General features: G+C 73.5%; 22 protein-coding genes. 5 read left to right on the forward strand and 17 right to left on the reverse strand.

Annotated features, from left to right (window positions below; genetic code table 11):
* Positions 1-144: 144 nt before the first annotated feature.
* Positions 145-984, forward strand: a complete 840-nt coding sequence (locus tag ACTT8P_RS31555; protein WP_442835199.1) for a DUF1206 domain-containing protein — start codon at positions 145-147, stop codon at positions 982-984.
* Between the two features lie 28 nt (positions 985-1,012).
* Positions 1,013-1,444 (forward strand): hypothetical protein, encoded by a 432-nt coding sequence (locus tag ACTT8P_RS31560; protein ID WP_361166703.1) that lies wholly within the window; start codon positions 1,013-1,015, stop codon positions 1,442-1,444.
* 28 nt (positions 1,445-1,472) lie between these two features.
* Here ACTT8P_RS31560 and ACTT8P_RS31565 read toward each other — a convergent pair whose 3' ends face one another.
* The 11 genes from ACTT8P_RS31565 to ACTT8P_RS31615 form a co-directional block, all read right to left on the reverse strand.
* Positions 1,473-3,722: an FUSC family protein gene (locus tag ACTT8P_RS31565; protein WP_442835200.1), complete on the reverse strand. Its 2,250-nt coding sequence runs from the start codon at positions 3,720-3,722 to the stop codon at positions 1,473-1,475.
* 81 nt (positions 3,723-3,803) lie between these two features.
* Complete coding sequence (locus ACTT8P_RS31570; RefSeq protein ID WP_442835201.1) at positions 3,804-5,180, reverse strand: NAD(P)/FAD-dependent oxidoreductase; 1,377 nt, start codon at positions 5,178-5,180, stop codon at positions 3,804-3,806.
* A 126-nt stretch (positions 5,181-5,306) separates the two neighbouring features.
* On the reverse strand, positions 5,307-7,019 hold the full coding sequence (locus ACTT8P_RS31575; protein ID WP_442835202.1) for a PP2C family protein-serine/threonine phosphatase: 1,713 nt from the start codon (positions 7,017-7,019) through the stop codon (positions 5,307-5,309).
* A gap of 2 nt (positions 7,020-7,021) precedes the next feature.
* Positions 7,022-7,168: a hypothetical protein gene (locus tag ACTT8P_RS31580; protein WP_442835203.1), complete on the reverse strand. Its 147-nt coding sequence runs from the start codon at positions 7,166-7,168 to the stop codon at positions 7,022-7,024.
* A gap of 2 nt (positions 7,169-7,170) precedes the next feature.
* The gene (locus tag ACTT8P_RS31585; RefSeq protein ID WP_442835204.1) at positions 7,171-8,235 is read right to left on the reverse strand and encodes a SpoIIE family protein phosphatase; all 1,065 of its coding nucleotides are present in this window, start codon (positions 8,233-8,235) and stop codon (positions 7,171-7,173) included.
* Positions 8,235-8,675 carry an anti-sigma regulatory factor gene (locus ACTT8P_RS31590; RefSeq protein ID WP_442835205.1) on the reverse strand — a complete coding sequence of 147 codons (441 nt, stop codon included), beginning with the start codon at positions 8,673-8,675 and terminating at the stop codon, positions 8,235-8,237. Before ACTT8P_RS31590 ends, ACTT8P_RS31585 begins: the two co-directional genes overlap by 1 nt.
* Entirely contained in the window at positions 8,675-9,079 is a 405-nt protein-coding gene (locus tag ACTT8P_RS31595) for an STAS domain-containing protein (RefSeq protein ID WP_442835206.1), read from the reverse strand. The genes ACTT8P_RS31590 and ACTT8P_RS31595 overlap by 1 nt, the downstream gene beginning before the upstream one ends.
* Positions 9,076-9,975, reverse strand: coding sequence for an STAS domain-containing protein (locus tag ACTT8P_RS31600; RefSeq protein ID WP_442835207.1), 900 nt, complete (start codon positions 9,973-9,975; stop codon positions 9,076-9,078). The genes ACTT8P_RS31595 and ACTT8P_RS31600 overlap by 4 nt, the downstream gene beginning before the upstream one ends.
* 174 nt (positions 9,976-10,149) lie before the next feature.
* Positions 10,150-10,563: an STAS domain-containing protein gene (locus ACTT8P_RS31605; RefSeq protein WP_442835208.1), complete on the reverse strand. Its 414-nt coding sequence runs from the start codon at positions 10,561-10,563 to the stop codon at positions 10,150-10,152.
* A 172-nt stretch (positions 10,564-10,735) separates the two neighbouring features.
* Positions 10,736-13,141 carry a SpoIIE family protein phosphatase gene (locus ACTT8P_RS31610; RefSeq protein WP_442835209.1) on the reverse strand — a complete coding sequence of 802 codons (2,406 nt, stop codon included), beginning with the start codon at positions 13,139-13,141 and terminating at the stop codon, positions 10,736-10,738.
* Positions 13,142-13,220: 79 nt separating this feature from the next.
* Positions 13,221-17,222 carry a HAMP domain-containing protein gene (locus ACTT8P_RS31615; RefSeq protein ID WP_442835210.1) on the reverse strand — a complete coding sequence of 1,334 codons (4,002 nt, stop codon included), beginning with the start codon at positions 17,220-17,222 and terminating at the stop codon, positions 13,221-13,223.
* 443 nt (positions 17,223-17,665) lie between these two features.
* Between ACTT8P_RS31615 and ACTT8P_RS31620 the strand changes: the two genes are divergently transcribed.
* Positions 17,666-18,031 (forward strand): PRC-barrel domain-containing protein, encoded by a 366-nt coding sequence (locus ACTT8P_RS31620; protein WP_442835211.1) that lies wholly within the window; start codon positions 17,666-17,668, stop codon positions 18,029-18,031.
* A gap of 6 nt (positions 18,032-18,037) precedes the next feature.
* On the opposite strand, the gene ACTT8P_RS31625 is transcribed toward ACTT8P_RS31620, so the two are convergent.
* Positions 18,038-18,472 (reverse strand): ATP-binding protein, encoded by a 435-nt coding sequence (locus tag ACTT8P_RS31625; RefSeq protein WP_361166736.1) that lies wholly within the window; start codon positions 18,470-18,472, stop codon positions 18,038-18,040.
* Between the two features lie 371 nt (positions 18,473-18,843).
* Between ACTT8P_RS31625 and ACTT8P_RS31630 the strand changes: the two genes are divergently transcribed.
* Entirely contained in the window at positions 18,844-19,131 is a 288-nt protein-coding gene (locus ACTT8P_RS31630) for a DUF4190 domain-containing protein (RefSeq protein WP_442835212.1), read from the forward strand.
* Here ACTT8P_RS31630 and ACTT8P_RS31635 read toward each other — a convergent pair.
* Complete coding sequence (locus tag ACTT8P_RS31635) at positions 19,109-21,052, reverse strand: AMP-dependent synthetase/ligase (RefSeq protein WP_442835213.1); 1,944 nt, start codon at positions 21,050-21,052, stop codon at positions 19,109-19,111. The genes ACTT8P_RS31630 and ACTT8P_RS31635 overlap by 23 nt on opposite strands.
* A gap of 155 nt (positions 21,053-21,207) precedes the next feature.
* Here ACTT8P_RS31635 and ACTT8P_RS31640 point away from each other — a divergent pair, with 155 nt between their 5' ends.
* Complete coding sequence (locus ACTT8P_RS31640; protein WP_442835214.1) at positions 21,208-21,441, forward strand: DUF6480 family protein; 234 nt, start codon at positions 21,208-21,210, stop codon at positions 21,439-21,441.
* A 15-nt stretch (positions 21,442-21,456) separates the two neighbouring features.
* Here ACTT8P_RS31640 and ACTT8P_RS31645 read toward each other — a convergent pair whose 3' ends face one another.
* The 4 genes from ACTT8P_RS31645 to ACTT8P_RS31660 all read right to left on the reverse strand — a co-directional run.
* Complete coding sequence (locus ACTT8P_RS31645) at positions 21,457-22,545, reverse strand: glutamate--cysteine ligase 2 (protein ID WP_442835215.1); 1,089 nt, start codon at positions 22,543-22,545, stop codon at positions 21,457-21,459.
* Between the two features lie 111 nt (positions 22,546-22,656).
* The gene (gene glgB, locus ACTT8P_RS31650; protein ID WP_442835216.1) at positions 22,657-24,876 is read right to left on the reverse strand and encodes a 1,4-alpha-glucan branching enzyme; all 2,220 of its coding nucleotides are present in this window, start codon (positions 24,874-24,876) and stop codon (positions 22,657-22,659) included.
* 1 nt (position 24,877) lies between these two features.
* The gene (locus tag ACTT8P_RS31655; protein WP_442835217.1) at positions 24,878-26,245 is read right to left on the reverse strand and encodes a maltokinase N-terminal cap-like domain-containing protein; all 1,368 of its coding nucleotides are present in this window, start codon (positions 26,243-26,245) and stop codon (positions 24,878-24,880) included.
* A 28-nt stretch (positions 26,246-26,273) separates the two neighbouring features.
* Positions 26,274-26,582 (reverse strand): alpha-glucosidase C-terminal domain-containing protein (locus tag ACTT8P_RS31660; protein WP_442835218.1); only part of this gene is annotated, 309 nt, incomplete at its 5' end.

Here is a 26,582-nt window from a genome sequence, read left to right on the forward strand (position 1 = left end):
CCCACCGGCCGGTGGGCGCGGCCCGCACGTCGTCGTGCGCGGCGGCCACCGCCCGGAACCGCCCGGTCCACAACGCCGCCCCGGCCGCGGGGTGTGCGCGGTGCGCGGCGGGGCATCCGGGAGGCTCGGAAGGGGAGGGACGAGATGACCACGCGAGTACTGCCCACGACCGCCCGCGGCCGGGTCCGCCGGGCCGCCGACGGAACGGCCGGCGAAGGCGCCGCCCGCGCCGGGCTCACCGCCCGGGGCGTGATCTATCTGCTGGTCGGCCTGCTGGCGCTGCAGATCGCCTTCGGCGACGGCAGCAAGGAGGCCGACCGCTCGGGCGCCCTGGAGGAACTGGCGGCCCAGCCGTTCGGCGCGGTCCTGCTGTGGGCGCTGGGCATCGGCCTGGTGGGCATGGCCCTGTGGCGGCTGTCGGAGGCCGCCTTCGGCGCCGTCGGCCCCGACGGCCGCAAGGCCAAGAAGCGGCTGGCGGCCGCCGCCCGGTGCGTGTTCTACGGCTTCGTCGCCTACTCGGTACTGGCGTTCGCGGCGAGCCCGGCCAATGGGTCCGGCGGCTCCAGCGACCAGCAGTCCCGCGACGTCACCGCCCGGGTCATGGACGTGCCCGCCGGACGATGGCTGGTCGGGATCGCCGGCGTCGGCATAGTCGTCGCCGGCGTGGTGATCGGCGTCCAGGCCGCCCGGCGCAGCTACCGCAAGAAGCTCAAGACGGGGCAGCTCGCGCCCTGGTCGCGGCGGCTGGTGGACGTGACCGGGGTGGCCGGGGGAGTGGCCCGGGGCCTGGTGTTCGCCGTGGCCGGCGCCTTCGCGGTACGGGCCGCCGTCGACTACGAGCCCGACCGGGCCAAGGGGCTCGACGACACCCTGCGGTCCTTCGCCGAGACCCCGCTCGGGCCCTGGCTGCTGGTCCTCGTCGCGGCCGGCCTGGTGCTGTTCGGCGTCTTCTCGTTCGCACTGGCCCGCTGGCGGCGCGTCTGAGCGTCCTGGGAGGGGGAACACGGAGGAGATGAACGAACACGAGATTCCGCCGGACGGCCGTCCCGTGGACGTCTACCTCGACCTTCTGCGCGTCCGGATGGACACCGAGGACTACCGGATGCTGCTCAGCGTCGTGGAGCCGGTTCTGCGGGCGATCGACGACCAACAGATGCCCACCATCGACTTCTCCCTGGACGGCCAGGACGCCGACGCCCTGCCGCAGGAGATCCGCGACGAGGCCGCCCTGGTCATCGCCACGGCCGTGACGGGCCGGCTCGACAACGAGGTGATCGAGATCAGCACCGAGGAGACCGGGCCGATCAGAGTGGTCACCGACGCGGCCACCGCCTCCGACCCGGACCGCCTCGGCGAGATCGCCGACTACCTCAAGGAACGCCACCGGCAGAACGAGGAACTGCGCGGCATCGCCGAGGCCAGCGGTCTGCCCAGCGACTTCTGACCGCCCGCCGGACCGCCCGCGCCCGCCGTCACCGCTTCGGTGTCGCGACGGGCACGCCGAGCGGCCGGGCGAGGCCGGTCACCGCCTCGTCCAGCCGCTCCAGATGCCGCAGCACCCGGCCGGTGATCCGGCCGTACCGGGGCACGCCCGCGGTGTCGTACTCCAGCAGCGAGGCGATGCTCGGCCCGGTCTCGACCTCGCCCGCCGTACTCGGGTCCGCGACGTGCGCGGCGATGGTCCCGATGTTGCGCACCGTGCGCCGCACCGCCCCGCGCAGCCGGGGGTCGGCCGCGATGGACGGATGGGTGGGCAGCAGCTCGGCCGTCGCCGCCAGCGACCGCGCGTGGTACGCGCAGGTCTCCAGCAGCGCCACCACATAGCGGGCGGTGTCCCGCCGGGCCCGCAGCGGCGTGATGGGGTGGGTCAGCGGCTGGGTGGCGCCGCGCAGCTCGCCCAGCGCCTGGTCCAGGTCGCGGGCCCGGTCCAGCAGATCGGCGGCCGGCCCGCCACTGAGCTGGTCCACCGCGCCCTCGGTGACATCCGTGAGCCGCTCCAGGACGGTACCGAGCAGTTCGTCCGTACGGCTGTCGGTGCGCACCGGCAGCACCAGCGCCGCCGCCACCACCCCGCAGGCCGCGCCGAGCGCCGTCTCCTCGATCCGCAGCACCAGCACCGACATGCTGTAGGTGTGCAGCAGCGTGTACAGCAGGCCCAGCATGGCGGTGACGAAGAACGACATCAGGGTGTAGGACAGCGGCGCCGTGTAGAACATCGCGAAGATGAACACCAGGACCAGCGCGAACGCCGTCCAGGTGTGCTGTCCCACCAGCCCGGCCAGCACGATGCCGGCCACCACCCCGAAGACCGTGCCCAGCAGCCGCCGGTAGCCCTTGACCAGGATCTCGCCGGTCGACGCGGTGTTGATGAACACGATCCAGCAGGTCAGCACCGCCCAGTACCAGCGCTGCGAGGAGAGCAGCTCGCCGCCGGCGATGGCCAGCATGGAACCGACCGCGACCTGCACCGCGGCCCGGGTGGTGGGCCGCCGCAGCCCGGTCTGCGCCGCCTCCTCGTCGGCCGCCTCCTCACCGGCGTCGATCGCCGCGTCCTCGGCGTCCAGCTCCTCCCGGGAGCGGGTGGTGGCGGGGGAGTCGTCGGACTCGTCCTGCGGACCGTCCAGGGCCACCCGCAGGCCCATCACCGCGCGGGCCGTCTCGCCGATGCCGCGGAACACGTCCTGGACGGCCGGCGAGGCGGCCGGCAGGTTCTCCTCGTCGCGGTAGCCGAGCAGCCGGTTGCGCAGATGCGACAGCGCGGTGCCGCGCGCCTCGGCGGGCGGCCGTACCACCAGTTCGCGCAGCGCCGACAGGTCGCGGCGCAGCAGGGCGGTGGCCTCGTCGGCGCCCGGCAGCCGGCCCATCGTCGGGGCCGGGGCGCCCGGCAGATGCAGGGTGAGCGTGTCGGCCCGGCGGGCGCTGCGCGCGGTCAGCAGCAGCAGACCGAGCCGCTCGGCGGCGATCTCGGCGTCCGCGATACGGCGCTGCACCAGCCGGGTGGTGGACGCGTCCAGCGTGTTGTCGTCCAGCCGGGTCTGGATCATCAGCGCCGTCTCGTGCAGCCGGGCGTGGCCCTCCCGCAGATCCTCCAGCACCTTGTCGATGTCGTCCGGACCGGCGTCGAGCAGCTCCAGCTGGGCGGAGAGCAATTGGGCCAGCCGGGCCCGGAACGCCTGCCGCAGCCGCTGGAGGATGCCCGCCGGAGTGGCCGGCACGATCCCGAACCGCACCACGGCACTGCACGCGAACGCCACCGCCAGCGACAGGTACAGCTTCGGCAGCCCGGCCACGGTCGCGCCGACGAACAGGGAGACGAAGTAGAGCTGGAAACCGATCAGGCCGAGCGCCGTGCCCCGGTCGCCGAACCGTCTGCCGTACACGGCGCAGAAGATCAGCACCACGAAGAAGGCGTCGCCGAGCACCACGTGCGAGGCGAGCAGGGCGGCCAGCGACACCGAGGCGAGCGCGACGGGCAGGCCGAGCGCCAGGGTGACGGCCTGCGCGGCGGGCTGCTTCTCCCGGATGGCGAAGGTGGCGACCATCGCCGCCATCGCGCCCGCCACCAGATGCGTCACGTCGGAGCCGAGCAGCGCCAGCACGGCGAGCGCCAGCGCGATGGCGCCCACCGTCCGCAACCCGGCGACCAGCCGCAGCAGTCCCGGATCGGAGGCGGCGACGCGGTCCCGCAGTCGTGTCCGCGCCGAGCGTCCCGCTGCCCTCACGCCGCCGTACACTCCCCATCCGTCGAACGCCGAGATCCACTTCTCAGCATGTCATGCCGTGCGCGGACCCCGCCCGCCGGGTCAGGTCCGGGCCGCGCCGGCCCCCTCCACGTGCGCCCGCACCTCCTCCGGTGACAGGTAGGCGTCGGTGTACTCGAAGTCCTTCAGCTTGGCCGGCTTGCGGGCCTGGAAGCCGGTGCGCACGAAATCGTCGCCGGCCACCGCGTTGAGCAGCCAGTTGGTCAGCACCCGGGTCTTGGCGACACCCGTGCGCAGCGCCGACCAGTGGTAGCCGCGGGCCACCGCCTGCGCGGGCACCCCCCGCAGTTCCACGCCCAGCGGCTTGGAGACCGCGTCCGCGCCGCCGAGGTCGACGACCAGCCCCAGGTCCTTGTGCACGTACGGCCGCAGCGGCCCGCCGCGCAGGGCGGCGATGACGTTGTCGGCGACATGGGTGCCCTGGCGCATCGCGTGCTGTGCGGTGGGCGGGCAGACCGCGCCGTCCTGGCCCTTGGCGAGGTCGGGCACGGCCGCCGCGTCACCGAGCGCGAACACCCCGTCGTGGTCGGGCAGGCACATCTCGGCGGTGACCGCCAGCCGGCCCTTGACCGTCTCCGCGCCGAGCGTGGCGATCAGCGGACTGGCGGCGACGCCGGCGGTCCAGATGAGGGTGCGGGTCGGGATCACCCGGCCGTCGGTGAAGGTGACCTCCTCCTCGGCGGCCTTGGCGACGGAGACGCCCAGCGAGATCTCGATGCCGCGCCGGCGCAGGATCTCCAGGGCGCTGCGGCCCAGCTTGTCGCCCAGTTCGGGCATCAGCTTCGGGGCGATGTCGATCAGGTGCCACTTGATCAGGTTGGGGTCCAGCCGGGGGTAGCGCTTGACCGCGGCGCAGGTCAGCCGCTGGAGGCAGGCCGCGGTCTCGGTACCCGCGTAGCCCCCGCCGACCACCACGAACTGGAGCCGGGCGGCCCGCTCGGCGGGGTCCTCGCTGGCGTCGGCCAGATCCAGCTGGGTGATCACGTGGTCCCGGATGTACGCGGCCTCGGCCAGCGTCTTCATGCCGAACGCGGTGTCGGTCAGCCCCGGGATGTCGAAGGTGCGGGTGATGCTGCCGGGCGAGAGCACGATGTAGTCGAACGGCTCGTTCACGATCTTGTCGGTGATGGTGCGCACCACGCAGACCTTGGACTTCAGGTCCACGCCGATGGCGCCCCCGGGGATGATCCGGGTGCGGTACTTGCTGCTGCGGCGCAGGGACACCGCCACCGACTGGGGGGTCAGGACGCCGGAGGCGACCTGGGGCAGCAGAGGAAGGTAGAGCTGGTAGGCGAAGGGGGTCACCAGCGTGATCTCCGCCTCGCCCGGAGAGAGTTTCCTCTCCAGACGGCGGACGCACTCCACACCGGCGAAACCTGCGCCGACCACCAGGATCCTGGGTCGTGTCACGGTGTTCATCCCTTTCTGCGGCTCCGGGCCGTCTGCCTCGAACGTCCTTCGCCTGCCCGGGGATCGCTGCTTCGCACCCACCGATCTCATCGCGCCGCCGCGCGTTTCGCCACTCGGACGCGCCCGCCCGCCCGCTCAGCCGTGCTCCCGCAGGTGGCACAGGAGCAGACAGACGTCGTCGTCCCGCTCGGAGTCGCTCAGCAACGGGTCCAGGATGCCGTCCGCCGCACCCCCCAGGTCGATCTCCAGCTCGGCGGACCCGAACGACCCGAGCGCCGCCGCCAGCCGCTCGATGCCCGGGTCTATGCCCCGGGCCCGCCGCTCCACCAGACCGTCGGTGTACAGCGCCAGCGTCGTCCCCGGCGCCACCCGTACGGTGTGGTCCGCGATGTCCTGCTTGAGCGGGATGCCGAGCATCGCGCCGGGCTTGGCGTCCAGGATCGTCACCCGCCCGTCCGGCCCGCGCAGCACCGGCGGCGGATGCCCGGCCGCCGCCCAGGTCAGCGTCGGCTCGTCCGGGTGGAACCGGGCGATGACGGCGGTGGCGTACAGATCGGGCTGGAGGTTGTGCAGGAAGTTGTGCAGCCGGGTCAGCAGCCGGCCGGGGCTGCCGCCGTCCACGGCGTAGGCGCGCAGCGCGGTGCGCAGCTGGCTCATCATGACCGCCGCGTGCAGTCCGTGCCCGGTGACGTCGCCGACCACCGCGATCACCGAGCCGTCCGGCTGGCGGAACGCGTCGTACCAGTCGCCGCCGATGTTCATTCCCTGGGTGGCGGGCAGATAGCGGGCCGCCATGCCGAGGAAGCCGGGCGTCGGCAGTTCGGTCAGCAGGGCGCGCTGGAGGGTCTCGGCGATGTCCCGGTTGTGCTCGTAACGCCGCGCGTTGTCGATGGCGATGCTGGCCCGCCGGGTCAGCTCCACCAGCATCACCGCGTCGTCCGGGTCCCAGCGCTCGCCGGGCGGCGACATGGTCAGCACGCCCAGCGGCTCCCGGCGGGTGGGCAGCGGGATGCACAGCACCGGCCGCGTGGTGTGCGCCGGGGACGTCGGGTGGTCGTCCACCCCGGCCAGCTGCCCCGGGTGGTCGGCGGCGTACTGCGGGCGCCCGGTGCGGGCCGCGGTGAGCGCCGCCGGGTGTGCCGCGGCGCCCCGCGCGTCGTCGTCTGTCTCGAACAGCCACAGGTCGACGTTCCCGGCGTAGCCGGGCACCAGCAGGTCCGGCAGGCGGCGCAGGATCTCGTGGTGGTTGAGCGGCGTGGTCAGCACCGCGCTGGCGTCCGCCAGGAACGTCAGCCGGCGCCTGGCCTCCTCCGCCTCGGTGCGCGCCTTGCGCTCGGCGGCGAACGCCTCGCGCTGGGCCCGCCCGGCGGCGTCCAGCTCGGCGTGCAGCGCCACCACGCCCTGGTTGGTCTGCTGGAGCTCCTCGCGGTGGAAGGCGACCAGCTCCTCCTGCTCGCGCAGCTTGCGCAGCACCAGCGCGGTGTCCTCGTCGGCGCCGAGCAGCGCCTCCGCCAGCGCCGCCGGGTCGTCCGCCGGGCCCGGCTCCGGCGACCGGTCCGGCTCCGGGCACGTCAGTGTCATCCGCCACGGCGGCTGGCCCGCCGCCGACACCTCCCGGGACGGCGTCACCAGCACCTCCAGGCGGCCCTCGCCCGAGCCGAGGGCGATCGGGTTCAGCGTCAGCCGCCAGGTGCCGCCCTTGGTCAGGCACTGGCGCAGATGCGCGCTGAGCGCCGCGGACAGCCGGGTCCGCTCCAGCGGCGGCACCCCGTAGGCGGCGACCAGCCGGGCGGTGGCGATCCGCGCCCGCGCCGCGTCCAGCACACCGGAGATCTGCCAGGTACGCATCGTCACCGGTCCGACGGGTTGGAGGTGAGTACGGCCACGGCGGGGCGGCCGGCGTCGTGCGGGGTCGCCGCGGCCGGGCCGGCGGGGCGGCGCGTTTCGGGCGTGGTGTCGGGGGCGCCGGGGGCGCCGGGGGTCTGCCAGGTACGCATCGTCACCGGTCCGACGGGTTGGAGGTGAGTACGGCCACGGCGGTGTCGTCGCGTACCGGGCGGGCCGGGCTGCTGGCGTCGCGCAGCGTCACCGCGGCCGTGACGGCGGGGTCGACGGCGGGGCGGCACGCCTCGGGCGGCGGCGTCCAGCGGCTGGGCAGCCCGTCGCTGTGCAGGATCAGCAGGTGATCGTCGCTCCAGGCGGTCTCGTCCTCGCGCAGCGTCCCCGGCCGGTGCACGCCGACGATGCCGGGCCGGGACACCAGCGGCCGCCACACCCCGGCCGCGCACAGCCGCGCCCCCACGTTGCCGACCCCGGTGAACCGCAGCCGCCCGGCCCGGGTGTCCACCTGGGCCACCGCGACGGCCGCGCCCCGGGTGCCGCCGAGCGCCGTGTCCAGCCGGCGCAGCACCTCGGCGGGGCCCAGCCCGGCCGCGCCGCGCAGCGCGTCCACGGCGGCCGTCGAGGCCCGGGCCGCCTCCGGCCCGTGCCCCAGGCCGTCCGCCAGCATCAGCGTCACCCGGTCCCCGGAGCGCACCCAGGCCCAGGCGTCCCCGGAGTACTCCGCCCCGGCGAACGGCACGTTCACCCCGCCGGCCCGGACCCCGGCGGCCGGCCCCGGGGCGTCGGCACCGGTCCGGGGCAGCGCGGCGCCGATCCGGGCCAGCGCCACCGTGCCCCGGCCCAGGACGCTGTGCAGCGCGAACTCGTGGGCGACGCGGCGGCAGGTGCCCAGGCCCGCGCCGAGCGACCCGGCGGTGGAGAACCCGTCCCGCAGCGCCGCGTCGACGTCGGCGATGCCCGGACCGTGGTCGACCGCCGCGATCTGCACCATCGGCGCCGCGTCCAGACCGGCCGCGAGCACCGGCGGCGCCACCACGTCGATCAGCACCTGCCCGCCGCCCGCGTGCTTGAGCAGGTTGGTGGCCAGTTCGGTGGCGACCAGCGCCGCCACCGCCGTGCGCGGCTCGTCCAGCGCGGCGGCGGAGGCCGCGTGCTCGGCCGCGACCCGGGCGTCCCGCACCCGGGTCGAGTCGTGCACCGGCACCTCCCACACGCGGGGCATCAGAACTCCTCCCGCGGCCTGGGCGCCCGGCCCGTCCAGGAGGTCACCCGCACCGTCGTACCGGCGCCCGGGGCGCTCTCGATCGAGAACTCGTGCACCAGCCGGCGGGCCCCGCCCAGGCCCATGCCCAGCCCGTCGCCGGAGGTGTAGCCGTCGCTGAGCGCCTGCTCCACGTCCGCGATGCCAGGCCCCTGGTCGCTGAAGGTCAGCCGCAGACCGTGCGCGGAACCGTCGACCAGGTGCTCCGACTCCATCGTGCCGCCACCGCCGTACACCAGCGTGTTGCGGGCCAGTTCACTGGCCGCGGTGACCAGCTTGGTCTGGTCCACCAGGCCGAAACCGAGCTGGGCGGCGGCCTGCCGGACGTGCTGGCGCACCCACATCAGGTCCAGGTCCGAACGGACCGGCAGGCGGGCCTCGACGCCCGCTGCCGTGCCCATCACAGACGCTCCTGGCGCGGGGCGCCGGGACGGGCGTCCAGCAGCTCCAAAGCGGCCTCGGTGCTCAGCGCGGTGTGCAGTCCGGGCAGCGTCAGACCCAGCTCCACCAGGGTGATCGCGACCGCCGGCCGCATGCCGACGATCACCGTCCGGGCCGCCAGCAGGCTGGACTGGGCGGCGATCTCGGCCAGCACCCGGCCGAGGAAGGAGTCGACGATCTCCACCCCGGAGATGTCGATGACCACGCCGGTGGCCCCGCTGTCCACCACCGTCTCGGACAGGTCCTGCTGGAGCTGCTGGGCGGTGTGGTCGTGCAGGTCGCCCTGGAGGGTGACGAGCAGGACCCGGCCCAGCCGGAGCACCGGTACGTGTCCGGCGGCGGGGCCGGCAAACGCCTCGTTCACCGCTGATCCGTACCGTTCGGCGAAGTGTTGAAGATGCCGGCCCCCAGCTTGTGCAGCGCGTAGCCCAGCGCGTCGGCGAGCCCGGCCCGGGTGATCACCCCGCCCAGGTCCAGACCGAGGTGCACGATGGTCTGCGCGATCGCCGGACGGATGCCGGAGACGATGCACTCCGCGCCCATCAGCCGGGCCGCCTGCACCGTCTTCATCAGGTGCTGGGCCACCAGCGAGTCGACCGTCGGCACCCCGGTGATGTCCAGGATCGCGTACCGCGCCTGCTGCTCGACGATGGACTCCAGCAGGGTCTCCATCACCACCTGGCTGCGGGCGCTGTCCAGCGTCCCGATCAGCGGGACCGCCACGATGCCGTCCCACAGCTTGATGACCGGGGTGGCCACCTCCATCAGCTGGAGCCGCTGCCGGTCGATGAGCGCCTGCCCCTCGCTCAGCGCGGTCTGCATGACCAGCACCCGCAGCGTGCCCATGAGCACGCTCAGCGTGGTCGTACAGGCCCGCACATGGTCGGCCGAGGCGTCCCGCAGCTCCTCCACGAGCATGTTCTCCACCGGCGGGCGCAGCCCGGCCAGCTCGCTGGAGATCTGCCCGGTGCTCAGGCCGGTCCGGGACCGCGCGGCGGCCATCCGCCCCAGCTGCTCCCGTACGCCCGCGAATCCGGCGGCGTCCGGGTCCTCCACCCGCGCCACGTCCGCGACCTCGGCCAGGGCGTCGACCACGGCCTTGCCGGCCTCCACCGCCTCGTCCCGGGAAACCGTGAACACGGCCCGGAACAGGGGCTCGTCGGCCCAGCGCTGCGCGATCTGCTCCCGGCGGCCGCGCAGGAAGTCGCGGACCTCACCGGTCGGCGTTCCGGGCGTTGTGTCCGTTACGTGCTCCGGCACCTGTTTCACTCCTCATCCGCAACTGCGTCGCGCGAACCGTTGCGGGAACGGGCCGGCGACGTGACTCTGCCGGGCGACCACTGTAACCACCCGCCGACCTCGTACGACACCTCGTGCGGCACCTCGACGGACGGCCGGCGCGAGCCGCGGCCCAAGGAGGAACGCCGGCTGCCGTCAGTCGTGCTGTTCCTGCTCCCGCCGCTGCTCCCCGTCCGGTCCGGCGGCCTTTGCGTCGACGAGCGCGAGGGCGTCCTCGACGCTCTCCGAGACCGGGACCGTGATGCTGACACCGGTGAGATCCAGTATTCGACGCACCGCGGCGGCGGGCCGGATGATGTGCACGCTGCCCGGCAGTTCCCGGGCCTCCTGGTAGACCCGCAGAATGATGTTCATGCCGGAGGAGTCCATGAACGGCACCGCCGACAGGTCGAGCAGGAAGTGCCGCCGGCCGTGGTGCAGCTGGTTGGCCAGATGGTGCTGGAACTCGGTCGCGGTGTCGACGTCGAGATACCCCTCGACCGTGAGCAGCGCCACGTCCTCGCGGGGCAGGGTCACCTCGACGGACAGCGGGTTCTGGGCAATGGGCACGTGTACCTCCAACAAGAGCGGACAGCCTGCTCGGTTACCCCCGTAGGTCACTTCGATGCGCGTCTCTCCCGGAACGCATGAGTGATCAACATCTCATCGCCCCCTCCTTCGCGGTGTCGTCAGCGCGCTCGCGCGTCTACCCCGTTACGGGGCTGTCATGCCTGCCGGGATCTCAGCCGAGGCGGACACCCACCAGACAGGTGTCGTCGTCCGTGTCCGACCTGCTGTAGGTGAGCAGCCGGTCCAGTTGCTGGTCCAGCGAGGTCGGCGTGGTGCGGACCGTGGTCAGCAACTGGCTCAGCGACTCCTCCACGGACCGGTCCCGCCGCTCCACCAGGCCGTCGGTGTACATCAACAGGGTGTCCTCGGCGGCCAGTTGGGTCTCGGCCTCCTCGTACCGGGCCTCCGGGACCGCGCCCAGCAGGATGCCCTTGACCAGCGGCAGCGGCGCCGCCGACCCGTCCCGCACCAGCACCGGCGGCAGATGGCCGGCCCGGGCCCAGCGCAGGGTGCGCCGGGACGGGTCGTACAGCCCGCACACCGCCGTCGCGGTCACCCCGCCGGTCAGATGGTGCGCCACGATGTTCAGCCAGGACAGCAGCTGGCCCGGCCCCGCCCCGGTCACCGCGAGGCCGCGCAGCGCGTTGCGCAGCACCACCATGGTGGTCGCGGCCTCTATGCCGTGCCCGGCCACATCGCCCACGCACAGCAGCACCAGCCGGTTGGGCAGCACCACGGCGTCGTACCAGTCGCCGCCCACCAGCTGCTCGGTCTCGGCCGGCCGGTAGCGCACCGCGACCTGGAGGCCGTCCATCCGCAGCGGGGCCTGGGCCGGCGGCATGATGGCGTGCTGCAACTGAAGGGTCAGCCGGGCGCGTTCGCTGGCCTGCTGCTCGGTGTGGGCGAGCTGGTCCCGGGTGGCGGCCAGCGCCACCTCGGTCCAGTGCTGCGCCGAGATGTCCTGACAGGCACCGCGCAGCATCAGCAGCCGGTCGTCGGTGTCCAGCACCGGCTCGGCCACCACCCGGATGTGCCGGGTCACGCCGTCCGGCCGGGCCAGCCGGAACGCCGCCGAGGCGGGCCGGTGGTGGTGCATCAGGGTGCGCAGGAACCGGCCGATGGTGACCGCGTCGTCGGGGTGGGCGTGCGCCTGCAACTGCTCCAGCGGCACCGGCGTACTCGTCTCCGGGCGCCCGTACAGGTCGAACAGCTGCCCGTTCCAGGTGATCTCGCCGGTCAGCAGGTTCTCCTCGAACCCGCCGATCCGGCCGAGCCGCTGGGCGTGCTGGAGCAGACTGGCCAGCCGCGCCGTCTCGTCCTCGATGCGCCAGATCAGCAGCACCGCGTTGCCGTGCCGGCTGACGCTGATGTCGGCGAGCGCCGACAGCGGCACCTGGTCGACCAGGGCGGTCAGGTTCATCCGCCGGGCCCGGAACGGCTCCCCGGTGGCGTACACCCGCTCCACGCTCTTGAACAGCTCGCTGTCCCCGGCCGCCATCGGGTACGCCTCAAGCAGCAGCGCGCCGCCCACCACCGCCCGGGGCCGGCCGGCCGGATCGAGAAAGCGGTCGTTGACGTGCTGGATCAGGAAGTCGACCAGGTTCCCGGCGGCGTCCAGGTGCGGCACCAGGACCAGCGCCGGGTCGTGCAGCCCGTCGGCCAGGTCCATCAGCTCCACCGCGTCCGGCAGCAGCCGCGGCTCCGACCCGGCGCCGGGGGCCGGGGGAGAGGTCTCCAGGGTGTGCGCGCACAGCTCGGCCAGCGCCTCCAACTGGCGCACCACCTGCGGGGACTGCGGGGCCAGCGGCCCGGCCCAGGCGATCTCCAGCACGCCGTGCACCCGCCCGCCGGTCCCGGCGGGCAGCGCCACCCGCCCGCCGTGCGGATACTGGTGCCGGCCGACGCTGGGCAGCCCGGTGTCGGCCAGCGAGCCGATCCACCGCCCGTCCGTGCCGGTCAGGCCGCTGCGGGCGACCGTCGCCACGTCCGGCGGCACGTACCGCCAGCGGGCCGCCTCGGCGGGTGAGAAGCCCGCGCTGCCCGCCAGCGTCAGCGAACCGTCGGAGCCCGCCGACCAGATCGCCACGGCCACCGCGCCCAGCGGCCTGAGCGCCTGCTCCAGCAGGGCGTCGGCGACGGCCTGGGTGTCGTCGGCGGCCAGCGCCCCGCTCTCGGCGGCCCGCAGCCGCACCGCGGCCGACTCGGCGGGCTGCTCCTCGTCGGCCGCGGCGGCGGTGGCCGCGAGGAACGCGTCGGTCACCTCCGACATCCGGTCCCGGGCGGCCTGGTTGATGACGTCCACCGCGAACTCCAGCGCCGTCACCTGGGACTGCTCGGCCAGCTCGGCCAGCTGCCGGGCGGCCTGGGCCGGGCCGCAGCCCAGCCGTTCCACCAGGATGCCCTTGGCCAGCTCGATCAGGGCCCGCCCCTCGGCCTCCGCCTGGGCCCGGCTCACCTCGCGGCTGAGCCGGGCGACGGTGGCCGCCAGCCGGCCCACGGGCGACTCGGGGGCGGCCCCCACGAGGTCGCCGCCGGGCCCCGGGGACCCGTCGTCCTGCGTACGTTCTGGGATGCTCACGTTGTCACTGCTCCTCGGGCGGGGGGCACGCGGCGCGCGCCGCCCGGCCCACCGGTGTACGGGACGGGGACCGGTCCGCTCATGCGGGCAGCCACCGCCGTACGCGGGCCATCAGGTCGTCGGTGTCCACGGGCTTGGTGACGTAGTCGCTGGCGCCGGAGGCGAGGGACTTCTCCCGGTCGCCGGGCATCGCCTTGGCGGTGACCGCGATGATCGGCAGCTCCGCGTACCGGGGCATGGCGCGGATCTCGGCGGTCGCCGCGTAGCCGTCCATCTCCGGCATCATCACGTCCATCAGGACCAGGGCGATGTCCGGGTTGTTCAGCAGGGTGTCGATGCCCTTGCGGCCGTTGTCGGCGTGCAGCACCCGGAAGCCGTGCAGTTCCAGGATGCCGCTGAGCGCGAACAGGTTGCGGGCGTCGTCGTCGACGACCAGGACCGTACGGCCGTCCGCCGCGGCGCCGGTCTCCGCCGGGGCCGGCCGGGCCGGCTCCTCGGTGCGGACCAGGGACAGCACGTCGCCGGGCTCCTCGGCGGACAGGTGCAGGGCGATCCGCTCGCGCAGCTCGTCCAGGCTGGAGAGGAACTCCAGCGCCCCGCCCGGCGCCCCGGACCGCAGCGACTCCTCCAGCGCGGCGTCCGCGCGGTGCCCGCTGTGCACCAGCACCGGCACGCTGGCCAGCGCCGAGTCGCCGCGCAGCGCGGTGAGGAAGCGGGACGCCTCGCCGTCCGGCATGCCCAGCTCCAGCACCACGCAGTGGCAGGGGTCGGCGGCCAGCGCGCCCGCCGCCTCCTGGGCCCCGACGGCGGTGATCACGTCCAGCGGCGGCCGGTCGCCGGTCTCGTCCCGGCCGTGCGCGAGGTCGGCGACCACGCTCTCGGCGACCAGGGTCAGCAGCCCGCGCGGCCGCTCCTCCACCACCAGCAGCCGGCGCGGCCGCTGCCGGGGCCCGGCCACCAGTTCGGGCAGCGGCGCCGGGCGGTCGAGCGCGTCGGCGGACAGGTCGGCCGCGCCCGGTCCGTCGGGCCGGGCGCGGCGGAGCAGTTCCTCGAAGTCGGGCCGGGCCACCGGCAGGAACAGCGTGAACGTGGAGCCCTGGCCGGGGACGCTGTCCACGGTGACCGCGCCGCCCAGCAACTGGGCGATCTCCCGGGTGATGGACAGTCCGAGGCCGGTGCCGCCGTACTTGCGGCTGGTGGTGCCGTCCGCCTGCTGGAACGCGCCGAAGATGGTCTCCAGGTGCTGTTCCGGGATGCCGATGCCGGTGTCCCGCACCCGGAAGGCCACCACCGCGCCGCCGCGCAGCACGCCCTGCGGCACCTCGCCGTCGGCGGCGGGCTCGATCCGCAGCTCCACACTGCCCCGCTCGGTGAACTTCACCGCGTTGGACAGCAGGTTGCGCAGCACCTGGCGCAGCCGGGAGTCGTCGGTCAGCAGGTCGGCCGGTGCCCCGGCCGCGGTGGTGATGGTGAAGTCCAGGCTCTTCTGCGTGGTCATCGGCCGGAAGGTGGCCTCGACGTACTCGATGAGCTGGCGCAGCGTGACCCGCTCCGGGGCCACGTCCATCTTGCCGGCCTCGACCTTGGACAGGTCCAGGATGTCGTTGATCAGCTGGAGCAGGTCGGAGCCGGCCGAGTGGATGATGCCGGCGTACTCGACCTGCTTGGGGCTGAGGTTGCGGGACGGGTTCTGGGCCAGCAGCTGGGCCAGGATCAGCAGACTGTTGAGCGGGGTGCGCAGTTCGTGGCTCATGTTGGCCAGGAACTCCGACTTGTACTTCGAGGCCAGCGAGAGCTGCTGGGCGCGGGCCTCCAGCTCCTGGCGGGCCTGCTCGATCTGGAGGTTCTTCGCCTCGATGTCCCGGTTCTGTGTGACGAGCAGCGACGCCTTGTCCTCCAGTTCGGCGTTCGAGCGCTGGAGCTCGTCCTGCTGCACCTGCAACTCGGTGGAGCGGACCTGGAGTTCGGCGGTCAGCCGCTGCGACTCGGCGAGCAGTTCGTCGGTGCGGGCGTTGGCCACGATGGTGTTGACGTTGACGCCGATGGTCTCCATCAGCTGGGACAGGAAGTCGTGGTGGATCTGGGTGAAGGCGGACACCGAGGCCAGCTCGATGACGCCGAGGACCTGGCCCTCGACCACGATCGGCAGCAGCACCAGCGCGCTGGGCACCACCTGGCCGAGCCCGGAGGAGATCGTCACGTAGTCCGGCGGCAGCTCGTCCACGGTGATGGCGCGGCGGCTGCGGGCGGCCTGGCCGACCAGGGTCCGGCCGAACGGGATCCGGGTGGGCCGGCCGTCGTCGTCCGGGTAGCCGTAGGAGCCGACCAGCCGCAGCTCGGGCCCGCTCGCGCCGTCCTCGGCCAGGTAGAAGGCGCCGTACTGGGCGGAGACCAGCGGCACCAGCTCGTCCATGATCAGCTCGGCGACCACCGGCAGGTCGCGGTGGCCCTGCATCAGGGAGGAGATCCGGGCCAGGTTGGTCTTGAGCCAGTCCTGCTCCTGGTTGGCCCGGGTGGTCTCGCGCAGCGACTCCACCATCGCGTTGATGTTGTCCTTCAGCTCGGCGACCTCGCCGGACGCCTCCACGTTGATCGAGCGGGTCAGGTCGCCCTCGGCGACCGCGCTGGTCACCTCGGCGATGGCGCGGACCTGCCGGGTCAGGTTCCCGGCCAGCTCGTTCACGTTCTCGGTGAGCCGCTTCCAGGTGCCGGAGACGCCCTCCACCTCGGCCTGGCCGCCGAGCCGGCCCTCGGTGCCGACCTCGCGGGCCACCCTCGTGACCTCGTCGGCGAACGCGGACAGCTGGTCGACCATCGTGTTGATGGTCGTCTTCAGCTCCAGGATCTCCCCGCTGGCGTCGACGTCGATCTTCTTCGACAGGTCGCCGCGGGCCACGGCGGTGGTCACCAGCGCGATGTTGCGCACCTGGCCGGTGAGGTTGTTGGCCATGGAGTTGACGTTGTCGGTGAGGTCCTTCCAGGTGCCGGCCACGTTCGGCACGTGCGCCTGGCCGCCGAGCCGGCCCTCGGTGCCGACCTCGCGGGCCACCCGGGTCACCTCGTCGGCGAACGCGGACAGCGTGTCGACCATGGTGTTGATGCCCTGGGCCAGCGCCGCCACCTCGCCCTTGGCCTCCACCGTGATCCGCTGCGACAGGTCGCCCTTGGCGACGGCGGTGGCGACCTGGGCGATGGAGCGGACCTGGTGGGTCAGGTTGGACGCCATCACGTTGACGTTGTCGGTCAGGTCCTTCCAGGTGCCGGAGACCCCGCGCACCTGCGCCTGCCCGCCCAGGTTCCCGGCGGTGCCGACCTCGCGGGCGACCCGGGTGACCTCGTCGGCGAAGGCGGAGAGCTGGTCGACCATCGTGTTGATGGTGTTCTTCAGCTCCAGGATCTCGCCGCGGGCGTCCACGGTGATCTTCTGCGACAGGTCGCCCTTGGCCACCGCGGTCGCGACCTGCGCGACGTTGCGCACCTGGTTGGTCAGGTTCCCGGCCATGAAGTTCACCGAGTCGGTGAGGTCCCGCCAGGTGCCGCGCACCCCCTGCACGTCCGCCTGGCCCCCCAGCCGGCCCTCGGTGCCGACCTCGCGGGCGACCCGGGTGACCTCGTCGGCGAAGGCGGAGAGCTGGTCGACCATCGTGTTGATGGTGTTCTTCAGCTCCAGGATCTCGCCGCGGGCGTCGACGTCGATCTTCTGCGACAGGTCGCCCTTGGCCACCGCGGTGGCCACCTGGGCGATGTCCCGCACCTGCGTGGTCAGGTTCCCGGCCATCGCGTTGACCGAGTCGGTCAGATCGGCCCAGGTGCCCGAGACCCCCGGCACCTTCGCCTGGCCGCCCAGCCGCCCGTCGGTGCCGACCTCCCGGGCCACCCGGGTGACCTCGGAGGTGAACACGGACAACTGGTCCACCATGCCGTTGAAGACCTTGGCGATGTCACCCATCAAACCGTCGGCGTCGTCCGGCAGACGCGTGCCGAAATCGCCGTCCCGCACGGCCGTCAGGCCGGCCAGGAGCCGTCGCAGCTCCTGATCGCCCCAGGCGGCGTCGACGACCCCGGCGCTGTCGCTGGTCATGCGCACCCTCGTTCCGCTCCCCAGGAGTCCTCGCGGCCAAGGACTCGCCAACCCCCGTCCGGGCCGATCGGCGGCCCGGACTCTCGTGTATGCGTTCGTGCAGTTCAGCGGAACTGCCCAGGGAGAAAAATACGCCAGCGGACGAGGTGCCCGCCGGGTGGGGAAGGAAAAGGCCGCCCGGTCCGTGACCCTCGCTCATGCCTTCGGGTCGAACCGGGCATGCTCCGGCCGCGAAGGGGTACTCGGCCCCGTTTCGACGCCGGGGGGCGGGGCCGCCGCGCGCTCCCCGGTCCGCGCCGGGCGGGCCCGGCACGCGGTGCCGCGGCGCGCTTTCGAATGCCGGTGGCCGGGGAGGGTAGTTGGCTGCTGTGGAGCCGGGCGGACCTGCCGCCCGGACCGGGCCAGCACCGGTCATGACACGGGAGGGAAGGAGCAGCGTGCCGATGGAGAGGATCTGGTCGTACGCGCCGGAGAGCGGTCACGTCGAGGGGGAGGACCTGTCGGGCTGCGCTGTCGTCGCGAGCGACGGCACCATCGGCCACGTGGACCGCCAGGCGGACCACTTCGGGATGCGGCACCTGGTGGTCGACACCGGCGTCTGGGTCTTCGGCCGCAGCGTGCTGGTGCCGGTCGGCGTGGTCACCGGCGTGGACACCGGGGCCCGCAAGGTCACGGTGTCCTGCACCAGGGCCGAGGTGAAGGCCGCGCCCCGGTTCCGCACCGACAGCGAGACGATGGACCGGGAGTACCTGGCGGCCGTCGGCGACTACTACGACCGGCTGCCGCCGCGGGAGACGTCCGCCACCTGACCCCGGTCACCAGGGCAGGAAGACGTGGATGTCCTTGCCCCGCTCGTCGGGCACGACGCTGACCTGGTCGCACAGCGTGTGGATCAGGTGCCAGCCGATGCCGCCACCGCCGTTGCTCGGATGGAAGGGCCGGGGCGCGGGCGGCGTCGGATTGGTGTCGTGCATCACCACGTGCACCCCGTCGAAGGTGCGCCGCAGGCGCAGCTGGAAGGGCCCCGGGGCATACTGCACCGCGTTCGCGGCCAGCTCCGTGACGACGAGGAGAATGTCGTCCCAGTGCTCGGCGGCCGCCGGCCGCGCCACGCGCGCGAGGTCGTAGAGGAATTCCTCCGCGACCAGACGCGCACCGGTGACATTGTGCAGCTCCCCGGTGAAGCTGGCGGTGCGGTCCGTGATCTCCTCGGAAGCCAGTGTCCTGTCCCAACGCGACTCGGCTGCCATTTCGCCTTCCCGGCCCGGCCTCAGCCCGGCTGTCTCGTCCTTTCCCGTGCGCCCCCTTCGTCTGCTAGTTCCCGTGCCGGCAGAGCCTACGCGCCCGTTCGCGTGGACACCCCGATATGACCCGGGGTGACCGGGCGGTGGCCTGCCGTGCCCGCTGTCCCGGGCCGGGCGGAATTCCGCCGCCGGGCGCCGCTGGATAAGGACGCCGAAGCAGGGGAATACCGAATTCCTCTTACCGGCCGAACCGAGACATGTCAATTCCCGGGAATGCGGGGCGGATTGGGCGGGCACTCGGTGGAGCGGAACACACCGGAGCATGTCCCGACAGGAAGTGCTCCGCCGTTCGAATCCGCCTACTTCAGGAGATTCTGATGACCAGTTACGGCAGTTCCTCGTCCGCTTCCTCCCGGTCCGGCACCAACGGTCTGGCCGTCGCGAGCCTCGTCTGCGGAATCGTCGGACTGCTCGTTTTCAGCGTGGTCCTCGGACCGGTCGCCATCGTGCTGGGCGCCGTCGGCCTCCGGCAGACGGCGGCCAAGGGCGGTGCGGGAATGGCCAAGGCCGGCATCGTGCTCGGCATCCTCGACCTGGTCATCTTCGGTGTGCTGCTCGCCGTGAGCGCGTCCGGCGGCGGATTCAGCTGGTACGTCGGCGGCTGACGAAGACGTTGTCGCTCTCCTCCCAGTCCGCCGGGCCGTCCGCCCGGCCCGCCGACCGGTCCGGCCGGGCCCGCGCGGGCCGGGCGGAGCGCGTCTCGTACATGGCGTCGATCTCCAGGGCGCAGGCCCGCGCGATCTCGTCGCGGCGCAGCTTCAGCGACGGCGTCAGCAGCCCCCGGGCCACGTCGAACGGCTCCGGCAGGACCCGGAAGACCCGGATCGACTCCGCCCGCGACACGGCGCTGTTGGCGGCGGCCACGGCCCGCTCGATCTCCTCGCGCAGCGCGTTCTCCTCCCGGGCCTCCCGCGCCGGGGCGTCCCCCGGCAGCGCCAGTCCCGCCCGCCAGTCCGTCAGGAACTCGGGATCGAGGGTGATCAGCGCGCCCACACAGGGCCGGCCGTCGCCCACCACGACCGCCTGGTGGATCAGCGGATGCAGCCGCAGCCGCTGCTCCAGGACGGCCGGGGCCACCCGCGTGCCGTCGCTGGTGACCACGAGGTCCTTCGTGCGGCCGGTGATCGTCAGATACCCCTCGTCGTCCAGCCGCCCCAGGTCGCCGGTGGCCAGCCACCCGTCGCGCAGCACCGCCCGGGTGGCGGCCGGGTCGCCCACGTACCCCTGGAACACCGACGGGCCGCGGACCAGGATCTCCCCGTCCCCCGCCACCCGGATCTCGGTGCCGGGCAGCGCTCTGCCCACGGTGCCGGTCTTCTCCCGGCCCAGCGGCTGCATGGTGACCGCGCCGGCCGTCTCGGTCAGCCCGTAGCCGTCGTGCACCTGGATGCCGATGCCCGCGAAGAACAGCGACAACTCGCGGCCGAGCGGTGAGCCGCCGCACGCCGCGCGGCGCACCCGGCCGCCCAGCGCCCGGCGCAGCCGGCGGTACACCGTCCGCTCGAACCTCGCGTGCTGGAGCCGCAGGTCGAGGCCGGGCCCCGGCCCCGTGCCCAGTCTTCGGCGCTCCTGCGCCTCGGCGTAGTCCCGGGCCGTGCCGGCGGCCCGCTCGAACAAGGAGCCCCGGCCCGCCCGCTGGGCGTCGCGCAGATAATTCTTGTAGATCTTCTCCAGCACCGACGGGACGGCGTAGAGGTACGTGGGCCGCAGTGAGCGCAGCGCGGCGGTCAGCGCCGCCTCCGTGGTCTCCGGCTCGTGCGCCATCAGCAGCCCGCCGCGTACGCACAGCCCCTGCACCATCAGGCCGTACACGTGCGAGAACGGCAGGAACGCCAGGACCGAGCCCTGCTCCCCGGCCGGCGCCGCCGTCGCACCCCACCCCTCCAGGAGGACGTCGCAGGGGGCGGCCAGCGCGCGGTGGCTCAGCGCGCAGCCCAGCGCCCTTCCCGAGGTGCCGGAGGTGTAGGCGACCACCGCGGTGGCCTCCGGCAGCACGATGCGGCGCATCGAGTCCACCGTGGCCGCCGGTACGTCCACCCCCCGGGCGGTCAGCTCGGCCGGCGCCCCCGCGTCCAGCTGCCAGACGTGGCGCAGCGCCGGCAGCGACGCGCACACGGAGCCGACGGTCATCACGCACCGCTCGTCCTCCACGACCACGGCCACGCAGCCGGCGTCCCGCAGCATCCACCCGACCTGGTCCCGGGAGGAGGCCGGATGGACCGGGACGACCTCGGCGCCCACCGTCCACAGCGCGTACGCCAGGACCGTCCACTCGTACCGGGTGCGGGCCATGACGGCCACCCGCTCGCCCGGCGCGATCCCCGTGGCGATCAGCCCTTTGGCCAGCTCCACCACCTCGTCGCGGACCTCGACCGCCGTCACCTCGCGCCAGCCGTCCGAACCCCGGTCCGCGCGGCGGGCGAGCAGCGGCAGCGCCGGGTTCCGGGCCGCCGTCTCGAAGAGCCGGTCGGCCAGCCCGCCGGTCGGCGGCGAGGCGGCCCAGGGAGCGGGAGCGGAGTCGCGCATGCACTGCTCCTGAGGGGTACGGGCTGTGACGGAAACCGTCGGACAGCGTTGTCGGCGGGCCCGAATCTAGCCGAGCCGAGGGCGGCGGGGGACCGGGACGGCCGAACTGTGGCCGCGCCTTGATGATCCCGCCGAGAAGGGGGGACCCGGACCCCATGAGCTATACGAATCCCGACCCCGAACCCGAGCGCAGCACCGGCCTCGAGCCGGGCGGCGGCGTACCGCCCGGCGAGACCCCGCCCGCGGAGAGCAGCCTGCCCGAGGCCGGCCCGCGCGAGACGCACAACCCGGCCAAGGGCTGGGGCAAGGGCCCGCTGACCCTGATCATCGTCCTGGTCGTGCTGGTCGCGGCGTTCTTCCTCGCCTACGCGATCTCCCTGATGGTATGAGCGGCGGGACGCCGGCTACCCCTGGGTGCGCCGCACGCAGCCGGTGACGACGTCCCGCAGGCTGCCCGTGCGCTCCAGCAGCTCCCGCTGCACCCGGGCCCCGTTGCCGCGCCGCAGCAGCTCGCCGCAGGCCTCCCGGACCCGCTCCAGGTCGCCGTCCGCCGCCAGCGCCTCGCCGACATGGTCGAGCAGCGCCCGGACCACCGTCTCGGCGGGCATCCGGCGCATGGTCAGGGGGTGCAGCAGCTCGCCGGTCAGCCCGGACCGGGCGGCCCGCCACGCGGCCAGCCGCAGCAGGCTCACGCTGTGCCCGGCCGGCTCCCGGCCCGCCCGCCACTCCTCGGCGGCGGTCTCCACCAGGCCGCGGGCGAGACAGGCGAGGAGCACCGCCGTGTCGGAGTGCAGACAGACGTCCGCGACCCGGAACTCGACCGTCGGGTACCGCTCCGACAGCCGGATGTCGAAGTAGATCATCTTCTCGTCGAGGATGGTGCCGGTGGCCACCATGTCGGCGACCCGCCGGTGGTAGCGCTCCGCCGACCCGAACAGCTCGGTGGGACCGGCCGACGGCCAGCGCTGCCAGACCCGGCTGCGGTAGCTGCTGTACCCGGAGTCCTTGCCCTGCCAGAACGGCGAGTTCGCGCTCAGCGCGGCGAGCACCGACAGCCAGGGCCGCACCCGGTCGGCGACCGCGACGCCCTCCTCGTCGGAGTCCACCGAGACATGCACATGGCAGCCCAGGACGAGCTGCTCCTGCACCACGACGCCGTACTGGTCGGCCATCCACTGGTAGCGGCGGTTGACCCCGACGGCGGGGCTGACCGGCAGCGGGGAGGTGGCCAGCGCGGCCACCGTGCAGCCCAGCTCGCCCGCGTGCCGCGCGGCCTCCTTGCGGCAGCGGACGATCTCCGCGTGCAGCCGCTCCATCTCGCTCTGCGGATGGGTGGCGAACTCCAGCATCTGGTCGTGCAGTTCCTTCTCGAACACGTCCTGCTCGCCCGGGTCCTGCGCGGCCCGGGCGAGCACCGCCGCGGACATCGCCCGCGGCTCACCGCTCTCGGGGTCGACCAGGAGGAGTTCCTCCTCCACTCCGACGGTACGCACCTGATGCCGCCTCTCTGGGGCCCTTGAACGGCGACGACGAGGGTTCTCGAGTCGTAGGAACCTGACTGCCCCCTCAGCCGCCGTCGAACACCTGGCCGCAGTGCCGGAACCTCACCCGGCGGCGGGCATCAGCCACACCGTGGCCAGCGGCGGCAGCGTCAGCGCCACCTGGCCGTCCTCGGTCCGGACGGGACCGGCGTTGATCACGTCCGAGCCGCCGTAGCGGGCCGCGTCCGTGTTCAGGACCTCCTGCCAGGCGGGCACGTCGTCGCCGGTGGCCAGCCGGTAGTCGGACCGGACGACCGGGGAGAAGTTCGACACCGCCAGCAGCGGCGACCCCTCGGCGTCGTAGCGCAGGAAGGCGAAGACGTTGTCCTCGGCCGCGTCCACCGCCACCCACCGGAAACCGGCCGGGTCGGTGTCCCGCTGCCACAGCGCCGGCGCGGCCAGATAGCGGGCGTTGAGGTCCCGCACCAGGTCCCGCAGCCCGCGGTGGTCACCGGCCGAGTGGTACCCCTCGTCCAGCAGCCACCACTCCGGGCCCGCCTGCTCCGACCACTCCGCCCCCTGCCCGAACTCCTGCCCCATGAACAGCAGTTGCTTGCCGGGGTGGGCCCACATGAAGCCCAGGTAGGCGCGCACATTGGCGCGCCGCTGCCACCAGTCGCCCGGCATCTTCGACACCAGCGCCTGCTTGCCGTGCACCACCTCGTCGTGCGAGATGGGCAGCACGTAGTTCTCGCTGTAGGCGTACACCATCGAGAAGGTCATCTCGTGGTGGTGGTACTTGCGGTGCACCGGCTCCTTGGCGACGTACTCCAGCGAGTCGTGCATCCACCCCATGTTCCACTTGAACCCGAAGCCGAGCCCGCCCACGTCGGTGGGCCGGGTCACCCCGCCCCACGCGGTGGACTCCTCCGCGATGGTCACCACGCCGGGGCAGCGCCGGTACACGGTCGCGTTCATCTCCTGGAGGAACGCCATCGCCGCCAGGTCCTCCCGGCCGCCGTGGACGTTCGGCTCCCACTGCCCGGAGTCGCGCGAGTAGTCCAGGTACAGCATCGAGGCGACGGCATCGACCCGCAGCCCGTCGATGTGGAACTCCTCGCACCAGTACACGGCGTTGGCGACCAGGAAGTTGCGCACCTCGGTGCGGGCGAAGTCGAAGGTGTACGTCCCCCAGTCCGGGTGGGTGGCCCGCCGCTCGTCCCCGGGCTCGTACAGCGGGTCGCCGTCGAACCGGGCCAGCGCCCAGTCGTCCTTCGGGAAGTGGGCCGGCACCCAGTCCATGATCACGCCGATCCCGGCCCGGTGCAGCGCGTCGACCAGGTACTTGAAGTCGTCCGGCGTCCCCAGCCGCGCGGTCGGCGCGTAGAACCCGGTGACCTGGTAGCCCCAGGACGGCCCGTAGGGGTGCTCGGCGACCGGCATCAGCTCCACGTGGGTGAAGCCCAGGTCCTTGACGTACGCGGGCAGCACGTCGGCCAGCTCCCGGTAGCCGAGCCCCGGCCGCCAGGACGGCAGGTGCACCTCGTACACGGAGAACGGCGCCTGGTGCACGGGCGTCGCCGCCCGCTCCCGCAGCCAGTCGGCGTCATTCCACTCGTGGTGCGAGGCGGTGACCACGGACGCGGTGTTCGGCGGCTCCTCGGCGGCCCGCGCCATCGGGTCGGCCTTCAGGAACCGGTGCCCGTACCGCGAGTGGATCTCGAACTTGTACTTCACCCCCTCGCCGACGCCGGGCAGGAACAGCTCCCACACGCCGGACGAGCCCAGCGAGCGCATCGGGAAGGCGGTGCCGTCCCAGTGGGTGAGGTCGGTGGCCACCCGCACACCCCGCGCGTTCGGCGCCCAGACCGTGAAGCGGGTGCCGGTGACGTCCTCGTGCGTCATCGGCTCGGCGCCCAGCGCCCGCCACAGCTGCTCGTGCCGGCCCTCGGAGATCAGATGCAGGTCCAGCTCACCGAGCGCGGGCAGGAAACGGTACGGGTCGGCCGTCTCCCGCGTCCCGTTCTCGTACTCCACCGACAGCGTGTAGGCGGGAATCCGGTCCAGCGGGAGTACGCCGGAGAACAGGCCGTCCCCCTCGGAGGCGAGCGGGTGCGGCTCGCCGTCCACGACCACGCGCACCGCCCGCGCGAACGGGCGCAGCGCCCGGAAGGCGATCCCGCCGGGCACCGGGTGGGCGCCGAGCAGCGCGTGCGGGTCGTGGTGGGCGCCCGCCAGCAGGCGCCCCCGGTCGGTCGCGTCCAGCGGCGGTGCGGTGCCGGCCGCCCCGGTGGGCGCGGCGGGACCGGACGGCTCGGGGAGCGAGGTGTCGCGGAGGGCCATGTCAGTCTCCTCTCACGGCGAGTCGTTCGATCGCCGCCATGGGTACGGGAAGCCAGTCGGGACGGTGCCGGGCCTCGTACAGCACCTCGTACACCGCGCGGTCCGTCTCGTAGGCGCGCAGCAGGCCGTGCTTCTTGCGCGGGTCCCAGCCGGCCCGTACGGCGTATCCCGCGCAGTACGCCTCCCGGCAGCGGCGTGCCCACTGAGGGCGCCACGGGCGGCGCTGGCGGGCGGCGTAGTCGAAGGAGCGCAGCATGCCCGCGATGTCCCGCACCGGGGAGTGGGCGCTGCGCCGCTCGGTCAGCGGCCGGGACGGCTCGCCCTCGAAGTCGATGACGAACCAGTCCCGCCCGGCCCGCAGCACCTGCCCGAGGTGCAGGTCGCCGTGGATGCGCTGGGCGGCCGGTCCGACGTCGCAGGTGGTCAGCGCGGCGAACGCGGCCTGGAGCCGGGGCACGAAGGGCGCGAGGCCCGGGACGGCGTGCGCGGCGGCGGTCAGCCGCTCGGTCATCGCCGCCGCGGTGCGGCCGTTCTCCCCGGGCGTCCCGGCCGGGAACGCCGAGGCCAGCGCCACGTGCACGTCGGCGGTGGCCCGGCCAAGGGCGTGCGCCTCGGCGGTGAAGTCGTCCCCGGCGGCCAGCGCGTCCAGCGCCAGCGTCCAGCCGTCGGTGGCGCCCGGCAGGAACGGCTGGAGCACCCCGAGGGTCGCCTCGAACGGGTGCGTGGTGCGCAGCCAGGCCACCGGTGCCGGCACCCGGCCGCAGCCCTGCCGGGCCAGCGCCCCCGGCACCTCCAGGTCCGGGTTGACGCCGGGCTGGATGCGCCGGAACACCTTGAGGATCAGCTCGTCGCCGTAGACCAGCGAGGAGTTGGACTGCTCGGCGTCCAGCAGCCGGGGGGCCAGCGCGGTGGCGGGCACCGGCCGGGCCGGGTCCGCCTCGAAGCAGAGCGGGCCCGCCGTGCCGGGGTGCCGCAGCCGCTCCAGGAGCAACTGGGCCATCCGGGGGTCCTGCAACGCGTCGTACACCGTCAGACCGGCCAGCGGTCCGTCCTCGACCCGGCCGATGACCGCCCGGCCCAGGCGCGGCGCGGGCTGCTCGCGCAGGCCCAGCAGCAACTGGTAGCAGTCGCCGGCCGGCTGCCCGCCGCCGGGCGCGGGCACCGTGCCGTGCCCGGCGTGGATCAGCAGATGCAGACAGCCGGGGAACAGCTCCGTCATCGACAGCAGGCCGAGGTCGGCCACGGGCCGGTCCTTGCCCGCGAACCAGCGCTGCCGGGGCAGCCACTGGCGCAGCAGACCGCCGAGCGACTCCATCGGGTCGGCGGGATGGTGCGCGTGTCTCGGGCGCAGGGGTGCGGTCTTCGGCATGGTGACGCGTCCTTTCCTCGGCCCGAGCTCACGCCCGGCGGCCGATGCGGGATGCGACTCGAGTGAGCCGGAACCAGTAGAAGCCGTGGCCCCCGAGGGTCAGCAGGTAGGGCAGTTCACCGATGGCCGGGAAGCGGACGCCGCCGAACAGTTCCACCGGATGACGCCCGGCGAACTCGCGCAGGTCCAGCTCGGTGGGCTGGGCGAACCGCGCGAAGTTGTTGACGCAGAGCACCAGGTCGTCCTCGTATTCGCGCAGGAACGCCAACACCGCGGGGTTGGTGGACGGCAGTTCGGTGTACGAGCCGAGGCCGAAGGCCGGGTTCTGCTTGCGGAT

The organism is Streptomyces sp. JW3, from assembly GCF_052216785.1.
In the GTDB taxonomy this organism is placed as follows: domain Bacteria; phylum Actinomycetota; class Actinomycetes; order Streptomycetales; family Streptomycetaceae; genus Streptomyces.

What these genes read in the sequence shown, in the direction of transcription:
- ACTT8P_RS31555 (WP_442835199.1), top strand. Translation starts at nt 145, where the DNA reads ATGACCACGCGAGTACTGCCCACGACCGCCCGCGGCCGGGTCCGCCGG.
- ACTT8P_RS31560 (WP_361166703.1), top strand. Translation starts at nt 1,013, where the DNA reads ATGAACGAACACGAGATTCCGCCGGACGGCCGTCCCGTGGACGTCTAC.
- ACTT8P_RS31570 (WP_442835201.1), bottom strand. Translation starts at nt 5,180, where the DNA reads ATGAACACCGTGACACGACCCAGGATCCTGGTGGTCGGCGCAGGTTTC.
- ACTT8P_RS31575 (WP_442835202.1), bottom strand. Translation starts at nt 7,019, where the DNA reads ATGCGTACCTGGCAGATCTCCGGTGTGCTGGACGCGGCGCGGGCGCGG.
- ACTT8P_RS31580 (WP_442835203.1), bottom strand. Translation starts at nt 7,168, where the DNA reads ATGCGTACCTGGCAGACCCCCGGCGCCCCCGGCGCCCCCGACACCACG.
- ACTT8P_RS31585 (WP_442835204.1), bottom strand. Translation starts at nt 8,235, where the DNA reads ATGCCCCGCGTGTGGGAGGTGCCGGTGCACGACTCGACCCGGGTGCGG.
- ACTT8P_RS31590 (WP_442835205.1), bottom strand. Translation starts at nt 8,675, where the DNA reads ATGGGCACGGCAGCGGGCGTCGAGGCCCGCCTGCCGGTCCGTTCGGAC.
- ACTT8P_RS31615 (WP_442835210.1), bottom strand. Translation starts at nt 17,222, where the DNA reads ATGACCAGCGACAGCGCCGGGGTCGTCGACGCCGCCTGGGGCGATCAG.
- ACTT8P_RS31620 (WP_442835211.1), top strand. Translation starts at nt 17,666, where the DNA reads ATGGAGAGGATCTGGTCGTACGCGCCGGAGAGCGGTCACGTCGAGGGG.
- ACTT8P_RS31625 (WP_361166736.1), bottom strand. Translation starts at nt 18,472, where the DNA reads ATGGCAGCCGAGTCGCGTTGGGACAGGACACTGGCTTCCGAGGAGATC.
- ACTT8P_RS31630 (WP_442835212.1), top strand. Translation starts at nt 18,844, where the DNA reads ATGACCAGTTACGGCAGTTCCTCGTCCGCTTCCTCCCGGTCCGGCACC.
- ACTT8P_RS31635 (WP_442835213.1), bottom strand. Translation starts at nt 21,052, where the DNA reads ATGCGCGACTCCGCTCCCGCTCCCTGGGCCGCCTCGCCGCCGACCGGC.
- ACTT8P_RS31640 (WP_442835214.1), top strand. Translation starts at nt 21,208, where the DNA reads ATGAGCTATACGAATCCCGACCCCGAACCCGAGCGCAGCACCGGCCTC.
- glgB (WP_442835216.1), bottom strand. Translation starts at nt 24,876, where the DNA reads ATGGCCCTCCGCGACACCTCGCTCCCCGAGCCGTCCGGTCCCGCCGCG.
- ACTT8P_RS31655 (WP_442835217.1), bottom strand. Translation starts at nt 26,245, where the DNA reads ATGCCGAAGACCGCACCCCTGCGCCCGAGACACGCGCACCATCCCGCC.